Origin of the sequence: Micromonospora sp. NPDC048839 (assembly GCF_040649915.1) — a bacterium.
Classification (GTDB): Bacteria; Actinomycetota; Actinomycetes; order Mycobacteriales; family Micromonosporaceae; genus Micromonospora.
The window spans coordinates 305,354-323,742 of sequence record NZ_JBEZGL010000001.1 but is presented as its reverse complement, the minus strand read 5'-3'; the positions used below and the strand labels follow the sequence as shown (position 1 = coordinate 323,742).

Annotated in this window: 17 protein-coding genes and 1 tRNA gene; 3 read left to right on the top strand and 15 right to left on the bottom strand. The window is 71.1% G+C overall.

Translation table 11 applies throughout. From position 1 onward, the window contains the following. Positions 1-12: 12 nt before the first annotated feature. The 7 genes from cysD to AB0C25_RS01535 all read right to left on the bottom strand — a co-directional run bounded on the left by cysD (position 13) and on the right by AB0C25_RS01535 (position 6,479). On the bottom strand, positions 13-924 hold the full coding sequence (gene cysD, locus AB0C25_RS01565) for a sulfate adenylyltransferase subunit CysD (RefSeq protein ID WP_357368455.1): 912 nt from the start codon (positions 922-924) through the stop codon (positions 13-15). A gap of 75 nt (positions 925-999) precedes the next feature. Then, positions 1,000-1,830 carry an inositol monophosphatase family protein gene (locus AB0C25_RS01560; RefSeq protein WP_357241380.1) on the bottom strand — a complete coding sequence of 277 codons (831 nt, stop codon included), beginning with the start codon at positions 1,828-1,830 and terminating at the stop codon, positions 1,000-1,002. A gap of 135 nt (positions 1,831-1,965) precedes the next feature. Beyond that, positions 1,966-2,559: an aminoacyl-tRNA hydrolase gene (gene pth, locus AB0C25_RS01555; RefSeq protein ID WP_357368453.1), complete on the bottom strand. Its 594-nt coding sequence runs from the start codon at positions 2,557-2,559 to the stop codon at positions 1,966-1,968. Positions 2,560-2,647: 88 nt separating this feature from the next. Then, positions 2,648-3,337 carry a 50S ribosomal protein L25/general stress protein Ctc gene (locus tag AB0C25_RS01550; RefSeq protein ID WP_357368451.1) on the bottom strand — a complete coding sequence of 230 codons (690 nt, stop codon included), beginning with the start codon at positions 3,335-3,337 and terminating at the stop codon, positions 2,648-2,650. A 334-nt stretch (positions 3,338-3,671) separates the two neighbouring features. Then, a complete protein-coding gene (locus tag AB0C25_RS01545) occupies positions 3,672-4,652 on the bottom strand; it encodes a ribose-phosphate diphosphokinase (RefSeq protein WP_030329105.1) in 981 nt (326 codons plus the stop codon). Positions 4,653-4,710: 58 nt separating this feature from the next. Then, positions 4,711-6,297, bottom strand: a complete 1,587-nt coding sequence (gene glmU / locus AB0C25_RS01540; RefSeq protein WP_357368449.1) for a bifunctional UDP-N-acetylglucosamine diphosphorylase/glucosamine-1-phosphate N-acetyltransferase GlmU — start codon at positions 6,295-6,297, stop codon at positions 4,711-4,713. Between the two features lie 110 nt (positions 6,298-6,407). Beyond that, positions 6,408-6,479, bottom strand: a tRNA-Gln gene (locus AB0C25_RS01535). Between the two features lie 433 nt (positions 6,480-6,912). Between AB0C25_RS01535 and AB0C25_RS01530 the strand changes: the two genes are divergently transcribed. Then, on the top strand, positions 6,913-7,878 hold the full coding sequence (locus AB0C25_RS01530; protein ID WP_357368446.1) for an acyl-CoA desaturase: 966 nt from the start codon (positions 6,913-6,915) through the stop codon (positions 7,876-7,878). A gap of 221 nt (positions 7,879-8,099) precedes the next feature. Further along, positions 8,100-8,795 (top strand): TetR/AcrR family transcriptional regulator, encoded by a 696-nt coding sequence (locus tag AB0C25_RS01525; protein WP_357368444.1) that lies wholly within the window; start codon positions 8,100-8,102, stop codon positions 8,793-8,795. A gap of 7 nt (positions 8,796-8,802) precedes the next feature. Here AB0C25_RS01525 and AB0C25_RS01520 read toward each other — a convergent pair whose 3' ends face one another. The 7 genes from AB0C25_RS01520 to AB0C25_RS01490 all read right to left on the bottom strand — a co-directional run bounded on the left by AB0C25_RS01520 (position 8,803) and on the right by AB0C25_RS01490 (position 15,160). Further along, positions 8,803-9,279 (bottom strand): DUF4383 domain-containing protein, encoded by a 477-nt coding sequence (locus tag AB0C25_RS01520; RefSeq protein ID WP_357368442.1) that lies wholly within the window; start codon positions 9,277-9,279, stop codon positions 8,803-8,805. A gap of 210 nt (positions 9,280-9,489) precedes the next feature. After that, positions 9,490-9,945, bottom strand: coding sequence for a DUF4383 domain-containing protein (locus AB0C25_RS01515; RefSeq protein ID WP_357368440.1), 456 nt, complete (start codon positions 9,943-9,945; stop codon positions 9,490-9,492). Between the two features lie 101 nt (positions 9,946-10,046). Continuing rightward, complete coding sequence (locus AB0C25_RS01510) at positions 10,047-11,852, bottom strand: ABC-F family ATP-binding cassette domain-containing protein (RefSeq protein ID WP_357368438.1); 1,806 nt, start codon at positions 11,850-11,852, stop codon at positions 10,047-10,049. A gap of 120 nt (positions 11,853-11,972) precedes the next feature. Further along, a complete protein-coding gene (locus tag AB0C25_RS01505; protein WP_357368436.1) occupies positions 11,973-12,923 on the bottom strand; it encodes a 4-(cytidine 5'-diphospho)-2-C-methyl-D-erythritol kinase in 951 nt (316 codons plus the stop codon). Next, complete coding sequence (locus AB0C25_RS01500; RefSeq protein WP_357368434.1) at positions 12,920-13,312, bottom strand: Uma2 family endonuclease; 393 nt, start codon at positions 13,310-13,312, stop codon at positions 12,920-12,922. The genes AB0C25_RS01505 and AB0C25_RS01500 overlap by 4 nt, the downstream gene beginning before the upstream one ends. Positions 13,313-13,344: 32 nt before the next feature. Further along, the gene (gene rsmA, locus AB0C25_RS01495; protein WP_357368432.1) at positions 13,345-14,214 is read right to left on the bottom strand and encodes a 16S rRNA (adenine(1518)-N(6)/adenine(1519)-N(6))-dimethyltransferase RsmA; all 870 of its coding nucleotides are present in this window, start codon (positions 14,212-14,214) and stop codon (positions 13,345-13,347) included. A gap of 46 nt (positions 14,215-14,260) precedes the next feature. Then, positions 14,261-15,160: a TatD family hydrolase gene (locus AB0C25_RS01490; protein WP_357368430.1), complete on the bottom strand. Its 900-nt coding sequence runs from the start codon at positions 15,158-15,160 to the stop codon at positions 14,261-14,263. Between the two features lie 109 nt (positions 15,161-15,269). Between AB0C25_RS01490 and AB0C25_RS01485 the strand changes: the two genes are divergently transcribed. Beyond that, entirely contained in the window at positions 15,270-16,517 is a 1,248-nt protein-coding gene (locus AB0C25_RS01485; protein ID WP_357368428.1) for a hypothetical protein, read from the top strand. Between the two features lie 45 nt (positions 16,518-16,562). On the opposite strand, the gene metG is transcribed toward AB0C25_RS01485, so the two are convergent. After that, on the bottom strand, positions 16,563-18,365 hold the full coding sequence (gene metG / locus AB0C25_RS01480; protein WP_357368426.1) for a methionine--tRNA ligase: 1,803 nt from the start codon (positions 18,363-18,365) through the stop codon (positions 16,563-16,565). Between the last annotated feature and the right edge of the window lie 24 nt (positions 18,366-18,389).

The window sequence follows — 18,389 nt, the reverse complement described above, 5'->3', positions numbered from 1 at the left end:
TCTCGGTGCTCATCAGAAGTAGCCCTCCCGCTTGCGGTCCTCCATGGCGGCCTCGCTGACCCGGTCGTCACCACGGGTGGCGCCGCGCTCGGTGATCCGGGTGGCCGCCACCTCCTCGATGACCTTCTCCACGGTGTCCGCGTCGGAGCGGACCGCCGCGGTGCAGGAGGCGTCGCCAACGGTGCGATAGCGCACCTGCGCCTTGAACCGCTCCTCACCCGCGCGGGGGCGGAAGAACTCGTTCACCGCGTAGACCATGCCGTCGCGCTCGATCACCTCGCGCTCGTGCGCGTAGTAGATCGAGGGCAGCGGGATGCGTTCCCGGGCGATGTAGTGCCAGACGTCCAGCTCGGTCCAGTTGGACAGCGGGAAGATCCGGATCGACTCCCCGGGGTGGTGGCGGCCGTTGTACAGCGACCACAGCTCCGGCCGCTGGTTCTTCGGGTCCCACTGGCCGAACTCGTCGCGGAAGCTGAACACCCGCTCCTTGGCCCGAGCCTTCTCCTCGTCGCGGCGGGCACCGCCGAACAGCGCGTCGAAGCGGTGTTTCTCCACCGCGTCCAGCAGCACCGGCGTCTGGATCCGGTTGCGCATCCCGTCGCCGGACTCCCGGACCATGCCGCTGGCCAGCGCCTCCGGCACACTCGCGACCACGAGATGCAACCCCAGCTCGGCGACCCGCTGGTCGCGGTATTCCAGGACCTCCGGGAAGTTGTGCCCGGTGTCGACGTGCATGACGGGGAAAGGAATGCTAGCCGGGGCGAACGCCTTCTGCGCCAACCGCAGCATGACGATCGAGTCCTTGCCGCCGGAGAAGAGCAGCACCGGGCGTTCCATCTCGGCGACCACCTCGCGCATCACGAAGATGCTCTCCGCCTCCAGGGCGTCCAGGTGGGAGACCCGGTAGGCGGCGGGGGTGGTCATGACACCGGCTCGATTCGCTCGCTCATCCGATTTCCAGACCTTTCCGGTCGGACATGTCAAGAAAGTGCGCTCAGGTTACCCGGAATGTCTCTGCAGCGCTGCAAGCAACCGGTTGGCGAGATCCTTGCGACAGACCAGCAGGTCCGGCAGGCGCGGATCCGCCTCGTTGTATTTCAGCGCAGATCCATCGATCCGGGAAGCGTGCAGTCCGGTGGCCGTCGCCACAGCCACCGGGGCCGCCGAGTCCCACTCGTACTGCCCACCGGCGTGGATGTACGCGTCCACCTCGCCGGTGACCACGGCAGCGATCTTCGCGCCGGCCGAGCCCATCGGCACCAGATGCGCCCCGACGTCCTCGGCCAGGTCGGTCAGGAAGACGGGCGGCCGGCTCCGGCTGGCCGCCAGGCGGATCTTCCGCTCGCCGGCCGTCGCGGCCTCCACCGTCATCGGCGGGTACGCCGGCGGGTAGTCCGTGCCCAGCACCCGGTGCTGCGCCGGCAGCCCCACCGCCCCGGCGACCAGCCCGTGTGGGCTCGGCGCGCTACGCGCCCAGAGCGCCACGTGCACCGCCCAGTCCGAGCGACCCTCCTCGGAGAACTCGCGGGTGCCGTCCAACGGGTCGATGATCCACACCCGGTCCGAGGTCAACCGCGACACCGCCCCGGCGTTCACCTCCGCCGCCCAGGCCAACCGCGAACCCTCGTCCTCCTCGGAGAGCACCGCGTCGCCCGGCCGCCACTTCGCCAACTCCGTGCGGATCAGGTCGTGCGACACCTTGTCCCCGGCCGACTTCAGCGCGCCGGTGTCCGCGAAGCCCATCTCGGCGCGCAGGTCGAGCAGCGCCTGCCCGGCCCGGGACGCCAACCAACGGGCGAACGCGCCGTCGATCATCGGAGGACTGGTCATCTGCCCGCTCCTGTCGCCTCGCCGCGACCCGTGCCCGCACGGACCGATTCGCCGCGACCCGCGTCGGCAGGCGCGGCACGCCGAAAGGCGCAGACTACCGGCCAACCGTTTCGGATCCGGTACGCCTCGCCCGGCTCAGCCCCCGTGGTAGAGGTTCTGCGTCGGCTCCACGCCCTTGACGATCACCGACTCCACCACGTCGGCAGCCCGGTCGACCAGGAAATCCAGCTCCTTGCGCTCCGCCGTGCCGAAATCCGACAGCACGTAATCCGCCGGATCCTGCCGTCCCGGCGGTCGGCCGACCCCGAACCGGACCCGGACGTAGTCCTTCGTACCCAACGACTTCGACATCGAGCGCAGGCCGTTGTGCCCGCCCTCACCGCCGCCGAACTTGATCCGCACCTGACCGAAGTCGATGTCCAGCTCGTCATGGACCGCGATCACCTGCGTCGTCGGCACCTTGTAGAACTGGGCCAGGGAGGCCACCGGCCCGCCGGAAAGGTTCATGTACGTCAACGGCTTCGCCAGCACCAGCTTCGGCCCGCCGAATCCCAGCCGCGCCTCGGCGACCTCGGCCACCGCCCGCTTGTGCCGGCCGAACCGCGCGCTCAACCGCCCGGCCAGCAGGTCGGCCACCATGAACCCCACGTTGTGCCGGTTCCCGGCGTACTCCCGACCCGGGTTGCCCAGGCCGACCACCAGCCACGGCCCCGCCGCCTCGTCCGTCACGACCCGTCCCTTTCGACGCTCATCCCACCCGATACGCCGACAGGCGCCCCCGTACGTCCGGGAGCGCCTGTCGCAAAGCTGGAACTGATCAGGCCTCGGTACGCGCCTCGGTGGTCTCGCCGCCCTCGGCGGTGTCCGCACCCTCGGAGCCCTCGGTGGTCTCGCCAACCTCGGCCTCAGCCTCGTCGGTGGCCACCTCGACCTCGGGCAGCGTCGCCTCAAGCTGCTCGGCGGTGGGGGCAGCGGTCACCGATGCGACGGTCAGCTCCGAGTCGGCGGCCAGCTCGACGCCGGACGGCAGCTCGACGTCGGCGGCGGTGACCTGGCTGCCCGCCTCCAGGCCCTCGATCGACGCCTCGAGGTGGTCCGGAACCTTGGTGGCGTCCGCGGTCACCGAGAGGGTGTCGTGGTCGTGCACGATCAGGGTGTCCCGGGCGGCCTCGCCGGTCAGCTGCACCGGAACGTCGACGGTGACCTTCTCGCCCCGGCGGACCAGGATCAGGTCGACGTGCTCGAAGGTGTCCCGGATCGGGTCCCGCTGGATCGCCTTCGGCAGCGCCAGCACCTGGGTGCCGTCGGTGATGTCGATCGCGAAGAGCTGGTTGGCGCCGCCCTTGCGGATCGCCGCGGCGAACTCCCGCGACGGCAGCGCGATGTGCTTGGGCTTCTCGCCGTGGCCGTAAAGCACGGCGGGCACCAAGCCGGCCCGGCGGGTACGGCGGGCACCACCCTTGCCGAACTCGGTGCGGGGCTCGGCGCTGATCTTTACCTCGGACACGGGGAAACTCCTGATGCTTTTCGCTGCGGCGGCTTGTCGTCTTGCGGTGCTGGGGCGAGGGGCTCGCTGGGGCTCATGCGTCATGAACGACTGCCCGGAGCACCGCGTCGATGACGGTGCCTCCGTGCGGCGCTTCTCAGCGGCCCGCCGGGCACCCTCGCCGTGGCAACCGCACCAGTCTACCCGAGCTGTTTCCAGGGTTTCCGGCAGTCCCCGTTCACGGCTCCAGACCGGCGCGTCGACGGCGCCCCCATCGGCGTGCCAGCCCCGTTTCCCACCAGACTGCCAGCTTCGTACCCGTCGGCGCGTCGAATGACGAAACGGGGCGCACCCCTCAGCTCAGGCCACCGAAGAGGGTGGTCACCGACCCGTCGTCGAAGACCTCCCGGATCGCTCGCGCCAGCAGCGGCGCGATCGACAGCACGGTCAGCTTGTCCAACTGCTTCTCCGGCGGCAGCGGCAACGTGTTGGTGACCACGATCTCGCTGATCGAGCTGTTCTTCAGGCGCTCCGTGGCCGGGTCCGACAGCAGCGCGTGCGTGGAGGCGACCACGATCTCCGCCGCCCCGGACTCCTTGAGGATGTCGGCGGCCTTGGCGATCGTGCCACCGGTGTCGATCATGTCGTCGACGATCAGGCAGACCCGGCCCTCCACCTCGCCGACCACCCGGTTCGCCACGACCTGGTTCGGCTTCATCGGGTCGCGGGTCTTGTGGATGAACGCGAGCGGGCAACCGCCCAGCCGGTCGGTCCACCGCTCGGCCACCCGCACCCGGCCCGAGTCGGGTGCCACCACTGTCATCGGCCGGCCGGCGTACTTGTGCTCCACGTACTCGGCCAGGATGTCCATCGCGAAGAGGTGGTCCACCGGGCCGTCGAAGAAGCCCTGGATCTGCGCGGTGTGCAGGTCGACGGTGAGGATGCGGTTGGCGCCCGCGGTCTTCAGCAGGTCCGCCACCAGCCGGGCCGAGATCGGCTCCCGGCCGCGGTGCTTCTTGTCCTGCCGGGCGTACGGGTAGAACGGCAGCACCACGGTGATCCGCTTGGCCGACCCCCGCTTCAGCGCGTCCACCATGATCAGGGTCTCCATGACCCAGGTGTTCACCCCGTGCGTGACGGACTGCACCACGAAGGCGTCCGACCCACGCACCGAGTCCTTGAACCGTACGAAGATCTCGCCGTTGGCGAACTCGTACGCGTCGGCCGGCGTCGGCGCGACGCCGAGCACCTCGCCGATCTCCTTGGCCAACTCCGGAAAGCCACGTCCGGAAAAGAGCATCAGGCTTTTGCGGTTTTCGGCGACGATGCTGCCCATGGGCCCGTCTGCTCCCGTTTTGTCGGCGGTACCCGACCCGGTGGTGGTGGGTCGGGGACTATTCGGTTGCAGTATCTCCCGCGCCGGATGTGCCGCCCACCGTCTCGGTCACCCCGTGCATTGCCTCACTGTCGCTTGCGGCGCCGGCCCCCTCCGACGCACCCTTCGCGTCGCCAACTCGGTGCGCACCCTTCGCGTCGCCGGACCGCTGCGCACCCTTCGCGTCGCTGGCTCGCTGCGCGGCCTCGGCCGCCGGCGTACCGGCCCGCCGCTTCACCACCCAGCCCTCGATGTTGCGCTGGCGCGCCCGGGCGACACCCATCGCGCCCGCCGGCACGTCGTCCACGATCACCGAGCCGGCCGCCGTGTACGCGCCGTCGCCCACCTCGACCGGCGCCACGAACATGTTGTCCGCGCCCGTCCGGGCGTGGCTGCCGATCACCGTGCGGTGCTTGTTGACCCCGTCGTAGTTGACGAAGACCGACGCCGCGCCGATGTTGGTCTGCTCGCCGATCGTCGCGTCACCCACGTACGTCAGGTGCGGCACCTTCGAGCCGGCGCCGATCTCGGAGTTCTTCACCTCGACGAACGTGCCGACCTTCGCCTTGTCGGCGAGCCGCGCGGCGGGCCGCAGGTACGCGTACGGCCCGACGCTGGCGCCCGCGCCGACCTCGGCGCCGACGGCGTGGCTGCGGACCACCGACGCGCCGGGGCCGACGATCGTGTCGACAAGCGTGACGTCCGGTCCGACCGACGCTCCCGCACCGACCACCGTCGCGCCGCGCAACTGGGTGTTCTGGTCGACCACCGCGTCGCGGTCCAGTGCCACCGTCACGTCGATCCAGGTGGTCACCGGGTCGAGCAGGCTCACCCCGGTACGCATCCACACCTCGTTGACCCGGTCGCGCAGCAGCCGGCGCAGCGCCGCCAACTCCACCCGGTCGTTGCAGCCCAACGTCTCGACGTGGTCGACGGCCATGTGCACAGCCACCGGCTCACCTGCGGAACGGAGCAGGCCGAAGACGTCGGTCAGGTACTCCTCGCCCTGGTCGTTGTCGGTGGAGAGCTTGCTCAGCGCCTCGCGCAGCCGCACCGCGTCGAACGCGTAGATGCCGGCGTTGATCTCCCGGATCGCGCGCTGGGTCGCGTCGGCGTCGCGCTCCTCGACGATCTGCTCCAGGCGGCCGTTGGCGTCCCGGACGATCCGCCCGAGCCCGGTCGGGTCGGGCACCTCGGCGGCCAGCACGGTGGCCGCCGCAGCCGCCTCCTCGTGCGCGGTCACCAGCGCGCCGACCGTCTCGGGACGCAGCAGCGGCACGTCCCCGTTGATCACCACAACCGTGCCGGCGCCGTCCGGGACGCCTTCCAGCGCGATCCGCACGGCGTGTCCGGTGCCGAGCTGCTCGGCCTGGAGCACGGGCGTGGCGTCCGGAGCGACAGCGGTCAGGTGCTCCCGAACCTGGTCGGCGCCGTGCCCCACCACGACGACGGTCCGGTCCGCGGCCAACGGCGCGGCGGCGCTCAGCACGTGACCGAGCAGCGTCCGACCGAGCAGGGGGTGCAGCACCTTGGGCAGCGTCGACTTCATCCGCTTGCCCTCACCGGCGGCGAGTACGACGACGGTACGAAGGTGGGGCTGGGGCACGACGTGGCTCCCGTCGGGACGGCGGACACTTCCGCGGCCATGCTAGCCGCGAGGCCCGGCACCTTTCCCTCTTACCCCCACCTGACCCTAAAACGGACGTAGGTGGACAGCTCGGCCGCCAGGGTTCGAACCTGAAATACGGGTACCAAAGACCCGGGTGTTGCCAATTACACCACGGCCGATCAGCGACGCGAGGGCGTCGCGCGGGGGATGGTACCCCGCCGCTACACCTTAGCGCCCCGGCCGCCGGACGCCATCGCTCATCCCTCCGCCCCGGCGAGCGCTGATCAACTCCGCCGCACTGCGGTCGGGCCATCCGAGCGCTGGGCCACCGCGCCATCACCTCGGTGATCATGGAGTTATCGCCCAACACGCCGACGACACGCGCGGATAACTCCATGATCAACGCGCAAGAGGCGGGGTGCGGGTGGGGGTGGGCCGCCCTTCCGGCCTCGCGCCCCGGGCGCCCGATCCGCCGTCTGCGCGGCGGCTCACCTGCGACTTTGGCCGGCTACGCGAGATGGGTTCGAAACTTCCCCGTGCGATCTACGGAGCCGTAAGTTACGGTGACGTAGGCGTAGCTTCGTGATCGTCACCGTCCCCCTGCGAGGTCTCATGTCCACCACCCTGCTCGATCCGAACCCGGCCCCCAGCGGCCCGAAACCACTCACCGACGGCAGCCAGGCCCCCGGCATCCTGGCCGCCCTCTGGGCCTTCGTGGTGATCCCCTTCGTCGCCCTGCTGGTCGCCGTGCCGGTGGCCTGGGGCGGTTGGCTGGGCTGGACCGACGTGATCATCGGCCTGGTCTGGTACGTCGTCTCCGGGCTCGGCATCACCGTCGGCTTCCACCGCTACTTCACGCATGGCTCGTTCAAGGCCAAGCGCTGGCTGCGCGTGTCGCTGGCGGTGGCCGGGTCACTGGCGGTACAGGGCGAGATCATCCAGTGGGTCGCCGACCACCGGCGCCACCACGCGTTCTCCGACCTGGAGGGTGACCCGCACTCCCCCTGGCGCTTCGGCACCAGCTTCTGGGCGTTGACCCGGGGCCTGTTCCACGCGCACGTGGGCTGGTTGTTCCGCCGGGAGCTGTCCAACCGGGAGCGTTTTGCCCCGGACCTCATCGCCGACCGGGACATCAGTCGGGTCGACCGCCTCTTCCCCGCGCTGGTGATCATCTCGCTGCTCGGCCCGGCGCTGATCGGCGGCCTGGTGACCTGGTCCTGGCAGGGCGCGCTCACCGCGTTCTTCTGGGCCGGGCTGGTCCGGATCGGCCTGCTGCACCACGTCACCTGGGCGATCAACTCGGTCTGCCACGTCTACGGCGAGCGTCCGTTCGCGATGCGCCAGGGCGACCGCGCGTCGAACTTCTGGCCGCTGGCGATCCTGTCGTTCGGCGAGAGCTGGCACAACCTGCACCATGCCGACCCCACAAGTGCCCGCCACGGTGTGTTGCGTGGCCAGGTGGACATCTCCGCCCGGGTGATCTGGTTGTTCGAGAAGACCGGCGCGGCGACGCAGGTGCGCTGGCCAAAGCCGGAACGCCTCGCCGCGAAGCTGGTGAAGCCGGTCGCACCCCGGTAAAACCGGGCGGTACGCCGGGTTGCCGCCTGGCAGGATGGCCGGATGACCGAGCCACGCGGGGGGACCGGACGGCTCGGCAGACGGGGGTCGGACCCGATCCGGGTACGGTCGGACGGCGGCAGGGCGGCCGGACCGCCGGCCAGTGAGGCGACGACGTGAACGGGCACAGCGGAGGCACCATTCCACGGCAGGGCGTCACCGAGCGCCAGCGAGGCGGCGACATGCCTGAGGTCACTGACGGTGAGGGTGTCGGCGGCCGGCGGGTGACACCGCCGGTCCCGGCGCCAAAAGCCAAACCCGCCTCCCGAGTCCGCATGTCGGCGGCCCAGCGGCGCGAGCAGTTGATCGCCACCGGTCGGCAGCTCTTCGCCGAGCGCGGTTTTGACGCCACCTCCATCGAGGAGGTGGCGTCCCGCGCCAAGGTCTCCAAACCTGTGGTGTACGAGCACTTCGGCGGCAAGGAAGGTCTCTACGCGGTGGTGGTGGACCGGGAGGTCCGGGCCCTGCTGGACCGGATCACCACGGCGTTGACCGCCGGGCACCCGCGGGAGCTGCTGGAGCAGGCGGCGTTGGCCCTGCTGACCTACATCGAGGAGGAGACCAGCGGTTTCCGGGTACTGGTCCGCGAGTCGCCGCTGATGTCCGGCACGGCCACCTTCAGCAGCGTGATGAACGACGTCGCGCACCAGGTCGAGCACATCCTGGGCGCCGAGTACAAGAGCCGGGGGTACGACCCGAAGCTTGCCGAGCTCTACTCGCAGGCGCTCGTCGGCATGGTGGCGCTGACCGGCCGCTGGTGGCTGGAGGTGCGCAAGCCGCGCAAGGAGACGGTGGCGGCGCACCTCGTCAACCTGGCCTGGAACGGGCTGTCGCACCTGGAGGCGAAGCCGACGCTGATCACCGCCCGGCGGCACTGACCATTCGTCAGCGGCGGTGCACGTCGGCCACCGGGTGTTTGCGGTTCGTCAGCTCCGCCTCGGCGTGTTCCGGTGGGCCGATCTTGTCGTACAGGCCGGTGCCGAGCAGGATCAGGCCGAACAGCATCGACACGATCACCGTCGACATCGAGAAGTTGAGGAAGTTCGCCCCGGTCTGCAGCACCGACATCATCAGGATGCTGGTCACCAGGAACACCACGCCGGCCGTGAGGTTCATGTAGTGGCCGAGGTTGGTGCGCCGGGACGCCCCGATGATCAGGACGATTCCGAAGACCACCGAGGCGAGTGAGAAGGCCAGGTTGGTACGCAGCCCGAGGGCCCAGGTGCTGCTGCGGTCGAACAGCGGGTCGCCGATCGTCTCGGCGACACCCCAGACGCCGAAGACCAGGATGTAGACGCCGATCAGACCGGAGAGGACCCGGTAGAGCGGCCGTGCCGGATGGTTCACCGGAAAGTGCGGCATACCAGACCCCATCCACCTGAGTTAGACCATTTCAGGAGGATTGTCGCCCAACCAAGAGCCGACTGTCCGAAGAACCCGAAAGCCGAAAGGGTCCGCCGAATGGCTGGACCAGGTCAGGTTTTCGCCGGAGCCCAAGCTGCGCAGGGATCAAGCCTGACCGCCCGGAGCAGCTCGGGCTCCGGCGAAAACCCACAACCGCAACCAAAGAAATCAGAGAACCAGCCGAGCCTTCTGGAAAGCCTCCGCCTCGTCCTCCGACCCGACCTTGCCGTACATCCCGACCATGAGCAGCACCAGGGCGACGGTCATCACGACGATGACGGTGACGATGCTGAAGTTGAGGATGTTGGCGTCGGTCCGGATGAAGGCGAGGCTGGCCAGGCTGATCACCATCAGGGCGTACGACAGCCACTGGTTGATCGCCACGTCGATGTTGCGGCCGAGCGCGGTGCCGACCAGCACGACGAGCCCGAGCAGCACGCTGAGCAGCGAGAAGCCGAGGTTCGTGCCCTGGCCGAGGACCCGGGTGTCATCCTGGGCGAGGATCTCGTTGCCGGTACTCGCGATGATGCCGAGCACACCGAAGACCACCAGGTACAGACCGGTCAGCCCGCCGATCGCCCGGTAGATCGGCCGCGCGGGGTGGTTGACGGGGGTGTGGGCCATGTCTGAGTCTCCAACGCCGTGGGGTAGGTGTCGCCGACGATTGTCCCGCATGTGGCGGTGTGACGCCGCACACGGCCCCCGGGCCGGTGCGTCCGGCCCGGTCAGCTCTCGGGAAGCTCCTCGGCGAGCGTCATCCAGGTCTCCTCGATCCGCTCCCGCTCGGCGCGCAGATCCTTGAGCTGAGCGTCCAGGTCGGCGACCCGGGCATAGTCGGTGGCGTCCGCCGCGAGCTGGCCGAGCAGGGTGGTCTCGCGCTGGTCGAGCTTGCCGAGCTGCCGTTCCAGGCGGGACAACTCCTTGCGGGCCTGGCGGACCTCGGCGGCGGACATGCCGCCTCCCGAGGCGGGCGCGGAGGTCGAGGTCGAGGTGACGCCCGCCCGCGAGAAGCCGGCTCGCTCGGCGGTCCGGGCGAGGTATTCGTCGACACCGCCCGGCAGGTGCACCAACCGGCCGTCGCCGAACATCCCGTACGCGGTGTCGGTGACCCGCTCGATGAGGTAGCGGTCGTGGCTCGCCACGATGATCGTGCCGGGCCACGAGTCGAGCAGGTCCTCCAGCGAGGCGAGGGTGTCGGTGTCCAGGTCGTTCGTGGGCTCGTCGAAGAGCAGCACGTTGGGCTCACCGGCGAGCAGCCGCAGCATCTGCAACCGTCGGCGTTCACCACCGGAGAGGTCACTGACCGGGGTCCAGAGCCGCCGGTCGTCGAAGCCGAACACCTCGGCGAGCTGCGCGGCGGAGACCTCCCGGTCGCCGAGCTGCACCCGGCGGGCGACCTCCTCGACGGCTTCGAGGACCCGCAGGTGCCCGGGCAGCTCGCTGAGCTCCTGCGACAGGAACGCGGGCCGGACGGTGGAGCCGGTGCCGAGGCGACCACCGTCGGGGCGGGTGATGCCGGCGAGCATCCGCAGCAGCGTGGTCTTGCCAGCGCCGTTGGCGCCGAGAATGGCGATCCGGTCACCCGGGCCGACCAGCCAGGTGACGTCGCGCAGGATCTCCTTCGGGCCGGCGTGCAGCTCGACGTTCTCCAGGTCGTACACCTGCTTGCCGAGCCGGGAGGTGGCCATGCGTTGCAGGGACATGGTGTCGCGCGCCGGCGGCACGTCGGCGATCAGCGCGTTCGCGGCGTCGATGCGGAACTGGGGCTTCGAGGTCCGGGCCGGCGGCCCACGGCGCAGCCAGGCGATCTCCTTGCGGAGCAGGTTCTGCCGGCGGGCCTCGGTGGCGGCGGCGACGCGCTCGCGCTCGGCGCGGGCGAGGGTCCAGGCGGCGAAACCACCCTCGTAGGCGCGGACGGTCTGGTCGGCGACCTCCCAGGTGTTGGTGCAGATCGCGTCCAGGAACCACCGGTCGTGGGTGACCACGACCAGGGCGCCCTTGCGCCCCACCAGGTGCCGGGCCAGCCAGTCGACACCGCCGACGTCGAGGTGGTTGGTGGGCTCGTCGAGGATGAGCAGGTCGGAGTCGCGAACGAGCAGCGCGGCGAGCGCCACCCGTCGCCGTTCGCCACCGGACATCGGGCCGACCGGCTGGTCGAGGCCGAGGTGCGGCATGCCGAGGCCGTCGAGGATGCCCCGGACACCGGCGTCGCCGGCCCACTCGTGCTCGGCGCCCATGCCCTCGTCGAGCCAGGCGGTGCCGAGGACGACGTCCCGGACGGTGGCGTCGGGCGCGAGGGTGAGCTGCTGCGGCAGCCAGAGCACGCGAAGGTCGCGACGGTGGGTCACCCGGCCGTCGTCGGGGTCCTCCTGCTTGGTGAGAAGCCGCAGCAGGGTGGACTTGCCGGCGCCGTTGAGGCCGACCACGCCGATCCGGTCGGCGTCGTCCAGGCCGAGCGAGACGTCCGTGAGCAGCCGCCCTGCCGCGCCGTACCCCTTGGACACCCGGTCCAGATTGACGATGTTCGCCACGTTCCACCCTTCATGATCAAGGCGTCCGGGTGCCGGCGGGCACCTGGACGCCTGCCTCAAGGGTACGCGGACGCCCCGGACACCCGCGCCGCGCGCCCGCAGGCCGGGTGGGACGCGCCGTCAGCCGACCCGGGCGCCGGCGACCGGACCGTGCGCGACCCGCGCCTGGCGGCACACGCCGGCAGCGGTCAGCTCGGCGGCGATCCGCTCCGCGTCGGCGGCGTCGGCGGCGAGGAACACGCAGGTCGGCCCGGAACCGGAGACGATGCCGGTGAGCGCGCCGGCCGCCTCACCCGCCTTGAGCGTGTCGGCCAGCGCCGGGCGCATGGCCAGCGCGGCGTCCTGGAGGTCGTTGCCGAGCATCCGGGCCAGCACCCGGGGGTCGCGCTGGCGCAGCGCGCCCAGCAGCCCGTCGGTGCTGCCCAACGGGTCACCGGCGGCGCCGGCGTCGCGGAGCCGATCCAACTCCCGGTACGCGGCCGGGGTGGACAGGCCGCCGTCGGCGATCGCCACCACCCAGTGCCAGGAGGTGGGGCGGACCAGCACCGGGCTGATCGCCTCGCCCCGGCCGGTGCCCAGCGCGGTGCCGCCGTAGATCAGGAACGGCACGTCGGAGCCCAGGTCGGCGGCGATCCCGGCCAGCTCGTCACGGGACAGCCCGGTGCCCCAGAGCGCGTCGCAGGCCACCAGGGCGGCGGCCGCGTCGGCGCTGCCACCGGCCAGCCCACCGGCGAGCGGGATCTGCTTGCGCAGGTGCAGTCGGGCGTGCGGCAGCACACCGGCGTACCCGGCGAGAGCGTGCGCGGCGCGAATCACCAGGTTGCTGTCGTCGAGCGCCAGCTCGCCGGTGCCCTCGCCCTCCATGGTCAGGGCGAGCGTGTCGCCCCGGCGGGCCGTCAACTCGTCGTAGATCGAGATGGCGTGGTAGACGGTGTTCAGCTCGTGGTAGCCGTCGCGGCGCAGCGGACCCACCCCGAGGTGCAGATTGACCTTCGCGGGCACCCGGACCTTCACCGGCCCGATGGCCCCGAGCCGCTCGTCCTCGCCGTCGGGTCGCCAGGCCTCGGTCACGGGGTGATGTCCCGCACGGACAGGCGGATGTCGAACGGCTTGGCCACGATCAGCTCCTCGGCAGAGTCGGCAGCCAGCTCGTAGCGGCCGTCGACCAGGTCGTACGCGTACACGTGCACCGGATTCTGCTCGATTCGCCAGTAGTGCGGGATCCCGGCATCGGCGTAGTCGGCCGGCTTCTCCAGCCGGTCCCGCCGACGCGTGCCGGGCGAGACGACCTCGACGGCCAGCACGACCTGCTCAGCCTCGAAGTAGTGGTGATCGGCGGCCACGGGACGTTTCAGCAGGACGACGTCCGGTTCGAGAGAGTTCCGGTAGTTGATCGCCACCCCGACGGCGGTGGCCGGCGTCAACTCGGCCGGCGCGTGCTGCTTCGGCTGCGCGGTCACTCGTACACCTCCTCGGCGGGCACGGCGTCAGCCTACTTCGCGGTACGCGTACCGGCCGGAGCCGACGCGGCGATGGCGGCGAACTGCTCGACGGTCAGCGACTCCCCCCGGGCGCCGGGGTCGACGCCGGCGGCGGTGAGCGCGGCGGCGGCCCGGTCCGGGCCACCGGCCCAGCCGGCCAGGGCGGCGCGCAGCGTCTTGCGGCGCTGCGCGAACGCCGCGTCGACCACGGCGAAGACCTGCTTGCGGGGTACGTCGGTGCGGGGCGGTTCGTGGCAGGTGAAGGCGACCAGACCGGAGTCGACGTTGGGCACGGGCCAGAACACGTTCGGCGGCACCTTGCCGGCGCTTCGCGCGTGGGCGTACCAGGCGAGCTTGACCGACGGGATCCCGTACACCTTGGAGCCGGGACCGGCGACGAGCCGGTCGGCGACCTCCTTCTGCACCATCACCAGGCCGTGCCGCAGGGTGGGCAGCACGGCGAGCAGGTGCAGCACCACCGGCACTGCCACGTTGTAGGGCAGGTTCGCCACCAGCGCGGTCGGCGGTGGGTCGGCCAGCTCGGCGGCGTCGACGCGCAGCGCGTCGGCGCGGTGCACGGTGAGCCGGCCGGCGTCCCCGCCGGCGTGCCGGGCGACGGTCTCCGGCAGCGCCCCGGCGAGCACCGGGTCGATCTCCACGGCGTGCACGTGCCCGGCGACCGGCAGTAGCCCCAGGGTCAGCGAGCCGAGCCCGGGGCCGACCTCCAGGGCCACGTCGTCGGGGGTCAGCCCGGCGGCGGTGACGATCCGGCGGACGGTGTTCGGGTCGTGCACGAAGTTCTGGCCCAGCTTCTTGGTGGGCGCGACGCCCAGCCGGGCGGCGAGTTCCCGGATCTCCGCCGGGCCGAGGAGACCGGTCATGGCTGGCAGCGTAGCGACGGGGTCGGGGCCGACCGTCGGGCCGGGCTCACCACGGGCCGAAGGCCCGGTCACCGGAGGCGGAGATGGCCGCGCACAACTCGTCCAGGTCACTGCCGGTGGTCGCGGCGAGCGCGCGGACGGTGAGCGGGATCAGGTACGACGCGTTCGGCCGGCCCCGGTGCGGCGTCGGCGTGAGGTAGGGGGCGTCGGTCTCCACCAGGATCTGGTCCAGCGGGGTGAGCGCGGCGGCCTCGCGCAGCGCCGTCGCGCTGCCGAAGGTGACGGTGCCGGCGAAGCTCAACAGGTAGCCCCGTCGCACGCACTCGCGGGCGAACTCGGCGTCACCGGAGAAGCAGTGCAGCACCACCGTGTCCGGTGCGCCCTCGTCGTCGAGGATCCGCAGCACGTCGGCGTGGGCGTCCCGGTCGTGGATGACAAGCGCCTTGTCGTACCGCTTGGCGATGGCGATGTGCGCCCGGAAACTGGCCTCCTGCGCGGCACGCCCCTCGTCGCCGGTGCGGAAGAAGTCCATGCCGGTCTCGCCGATCCCCCGGACCCGGTCGCGGGCGGCGAGGGACTCGATCTCCCGCAGCGCCTCGTCGAGGTCGGTCAGGCGGGGCGCCTCGTTGGGGTGCAGCGCCACGGTGGCCAGCACGGCGGGATACCTGTCGGCGGTGTCCGCGCCCCATCGCGAGGAGGCGACGTCGACCCCCACCTGGACCAGCCGGTCCACGCCGACCGTGGTGGCCAACGAGATCGCCACCGCGACCGGGTCGTCGGCCGGCCCGCCGCCGGGCACACCGGCCTCACTGACCGTGATGTCCAGGTGGGTGTGGCTGTCCAACACCGGCCGGGGCAGCGGCTCGGGGGCGGGCGGAAACTCTCCGGCCCGCCGGGCGGCACGCTCTCGACGGGATTCAGTGGGCTCGCTCATCAGCGACAGCATCACACACCGGGCCTGTCCATCTGCCCGCCACCCGACGTTCACCCCGACTACGCCGCGCGACTCTACCGTCGCCACCGAGCGAGCGAACCCAGCAGAGGGAGGTGGCAGCGTGAGCGTCACTCCCCACGCGAGCGGCGCGGCCGACGAACGCACCGGGCTGCACGTGGCGTTCGGCGGGGGCGTCTACCCGGCCGAGGAGATCGCCCGGGGCGCCGCGTACGAACTCTTCAGCGCCGACGAGGTGGCCGGCTTCGAGTGGGCGCCCCGACCGGGCAGTGCCCTGCCGTGGCACCGGTTCGTGCACGTCACCGAGGTGACCGCGGTGCACGGCGCCGGCGAGCCCACCGACGAGCCGGAGACACCGCTGATGGTGCCCGCGCACCGCGAGCGGGGTTGGGCGTACCTGCACCAGCTCAGTCAACAGCCCGCCGCGGCGGCTGACCCGACGCTGGGCGCGGCGCGGGCGTCGGCGGTGGTCCGGCGGGGCACCCGGATGGTGAAGGTGCTCTCCGCCCAGCAACTCGCCGGATACGTACGGGGTTGGTTGCCGCACGGCTTCTGCTACCGCGAGCACGACGTGGCGCACCTGCGTACGCCGGCGACGACGACGGTGCTGCGGACCGACGGTGAGGTCGGCAGGGACGGTCCGGAGGTGGCGTACGCGTTGCGCTGGCGGGCGTCCGACCCGGGCGACTACGACGTGCCGGTGGGTGCGGCGCACCGCGGCCTGACCGCGCTGGGATCCCGGGACCGGATCGGCGCGCCGGTGCTGGGCACGGGCTTCGTGCCGAGCAACGGTCACCTCATCCCGGAGTTCATCACCCGCGACTTCGCCGACCTGCCGATGCCGGCGAACGCCGCCCTGATCGCCTATCCGGCGGAGGGGGTGGAGGTGGTGCTCTACACCTACCAGGCGGAGCAGCGTGGTTGGCTGCGGATGGTGGGTCCGCAGTGGCGGCACCTGCTGGCCACGGTGCCGGGCCTCTCCCCGGACCAGGAGTACGTGCCGAACGCCGACGCGCCGCGCTCCACCCAGCTTGTCGGTTGGTACGGCGACAGCGAGTACGAGGCGGTGGCCGACCTGCCCGGCGGGTTCCGGGTGCTGGCGAAGACCCGGGCGGCCCGTTACCCGGTGAGCGCGGTGGCCCGCCGGGTCCGGTTCGCCCAGTGGCGGGGCGTGCCGTGCCTGGTGCTGCGGGAGGAGGCCGGTTGGTTGCGGGTACGGCTGCGTTACCCGAACCCGGACGCGGTGGTCGCGACCGGCGCGCAGTGCCACGAACGGGGGGTCTACGAGGCCTGGGCGCCGGGCGCCGAGGTGACCGACGACCAGGTGATGGACGCCCGGTACGCGATGTGACAGTCCCCGGGCGGCAGGATGCCCCACCGCCCGGGCGTCGCGCGTTCAGTCGGCCAGCCGAGCCAACTCCTCGTCGACGATCGACGGGTCGAGCTTGCGGAACACCGGCTTCGGCGCGGCCAGCGGCCGGCCCGCCTCGATCGACACCGACTCCCAGCGCGCGCCGACGGTGTAGTCGCCGGTCAGCACCGGGTACGCCGGACCGCCGTCCAGGTCCTCGACCTGCTCGATGACCGGCATCGGCGCGTGCACGCCGGTGCCGCCGAGCAGCTCGTGCACCTGCTGCGCGGAGTGCGGCAGGAACGGGGTGAGCAGCGTGTTGGCGTCGCTGATCACCTGGAGGGCGACGTGCAGGATGGTGCCCATCCGGGGCTTGTCCGCCTCGGCCTTGAGCTTCCACGGGGCCTGCTCGGACAGGTACCTGTTGGCCTCGGCGACCACCTTCATGGCCTCGCCGATGGCCTGCTTCTGCCGGTGCCGACCGATCAGGTCGCCGACCGTGGTGAACCCGGTCCGGGCGACGGCGAGCAGCGCCTCGTCGGCCTCGGTGAGCCCGGCCGGGTCGACCGGCGGGATCGTGCCGAAGTTCTTCGCCGCCATCGAGACGCACCGGTTGACCAGGTTGCCCCAGCCGGCGACCAGCTCGTCGTTGTTGCGGCGGAGGAACTCGGCCCAGGTGAAGTCGGTGTCGTTGCTCTCCGGGCCGGCGGCGGCGATGAAGTAGCGCAACGCGTCGGCGTCGTAGCGCTCCAGGAAGTCGCGAACGTAGATGACCACCTTGCGGGACGAGGAGAACTTGCGCCCCTCCATGGTCAGGTATTCGCTGGAGACCACCTCGGTGGGCAGGTTGAGCCGGCCCAGCTCGCCCGGCTCACCGTCGCGGGAGCCCTCGCCGGAGTATCCGGAGAGCAGCGCCGGCCAGATCACCGAGTGGAAGACGATGTTGTCCTTGCCCATGAAGTAGTAGGACTGGCTGTCCTTACCGGCCCCGTCCGCGGACCACCACTTCCGCCACGCCTCCGGGTCGCCGGAGCGGCGGGCCCACTCGATGGAGGCGGACAGGTAGCCGATCACCGCGTCGAACCAGACGTAGATCCGCTTGTCGGGCCGGTCCCGCCAGCCGTCCAGCGGGATCGGCACACCCCACTCCAGGTCCCGGGTGATCGCCCGGGGCTGGAGGTCGTCGAGCAGGTTGCGGGAGAAGCGCAGCACGTTGGGCCGCCACCCGTCCCGGGTGTCCAGCCACTGCCGCAGCACCTCGGCAAGGGCCGGCAGGTCCAGGAAGAAGTGCTCGGTCTCGACGAACTTCGGGGTCTCCCCGTTGATCCGCGACTTGGGGTCGATCAGGTCGATCGGGTCGAGCTGGTTGCCACAGTTGTCGCACTGGTCGCCGCGCGCGCTGTCGTACCCACAGATCGGGCAGGTGCCCTCGATGTAACGGTCGGGCAGGGTGCGCCCGGTGGACGGGGAGATCGCGCCCATGGTGGTCTTCGGCACGATGTAGCCGTTGCGGTACATCCCCTCGAACAGCTCCTGCACCACCGCGTAGTGGTTGCGGGTGGTGGTGCGGGTGAACAGGTCGTAGGAGAGGCCGAGGCCGTGCAGGTCCTCGACGATCACCCTGTTGTACCGGTCGGCCAGCTCGCGCGGGGTCACCCCGTCGGCGTCGGCCTGCACCTGGATCGGGGTGCCGTGCTCGTCGGTGCCGGAGACCATGAGCACGTCGTGGCCGGCCATCCGCATGTACCGGGCGAAGACGTCGGAGGGAACGCCGAAACCGGAGACGTGGCCGATGTGGCGGGGGCCGTTGGCGTACGGCCAGGCCACTGCCGCGAGAACGTGACTCATGAGCAGCAAGCCTAGTGACCCGGC

What these genes read in the sequence shown, in the direction of transcription:
- cysD (WP_357368455.1), bottom strand. Translation starts at nt 924, where the DNA reads ATGACCACCCCCGCCGCCTACCGGGTCTCCCACCTGGACGCCCTGGAG.
- AB0C25_RS01560 (WP_357241380.1), bottom strand. Translation starts at nt 1,830, where the DNA reads ATGACCAGTCCTCCGATGATCGACGGCGCGTTCGCCCGTTGGTTGGCG.
- AB0C25_RS01545 (WP_030329105.1), bottom strand. Translation starts at nt 4,652, where the DNA reads ATGGGCAGCATCGTCGCCGAAAACCGCAAAAGCCTGATGCTCTTTTCC.
- AB0C25_RS01530 (WP_357368446.1), top strand. Translation starts at nt 6,913, where the DNA reads ATGTCCACCACCCTGCTCGATCCGAACCCGGCCCCCAGCGGCCCGAAA.
- AB0C25_RS01525 (WP_357368444.1), top strand. Translation starts at nt 8,100, where the DNA reads ATGCCTGAGGTCACTGACGGTGAGGGTGTCGGCGGCCGGCGGGTGACA.
- AB0C25_RS01520 (WP_357368442.1), bottom strand. Translation starts at nt 9,279, where the DNA reads ATGCCGCACTTTCCGGTGAACCATCCGGCACGGCCGCTCTACCGGGTC.
- AB0C25_RS01515 (WP_357368440.1), bottom strand. Translation starts at nt 9,945, where the DNA reads ATGGCCCACACCCCCGTCAACCACCCCGCGCGGCCGATCTACCGGGCG.
- rsmA (WP_357368432.1), bottom strand. Translation starts at nt 14,214, where the DNA reads ATGACCGGTCTCCTCGGCCCGGCGGAGATCCGGGAACTCGCCGCCCGG.
- AB0C25_RS01490 (WP_357368430.1), bottom strand. Translation starts at nt 15,160, where the DNA reads ATGCTGTCGCTGATGAGCGAGCCCACTGAATCCCGTCGAGAGCGTGCC.
- metG (WP_357368426.1), bottom strand. Translation starts at nt 18,365, where the DNA reads ATGAGTCACGTTCTCGCGGCAGTGGCCTGGCCGTACGCCAACGGCCCC.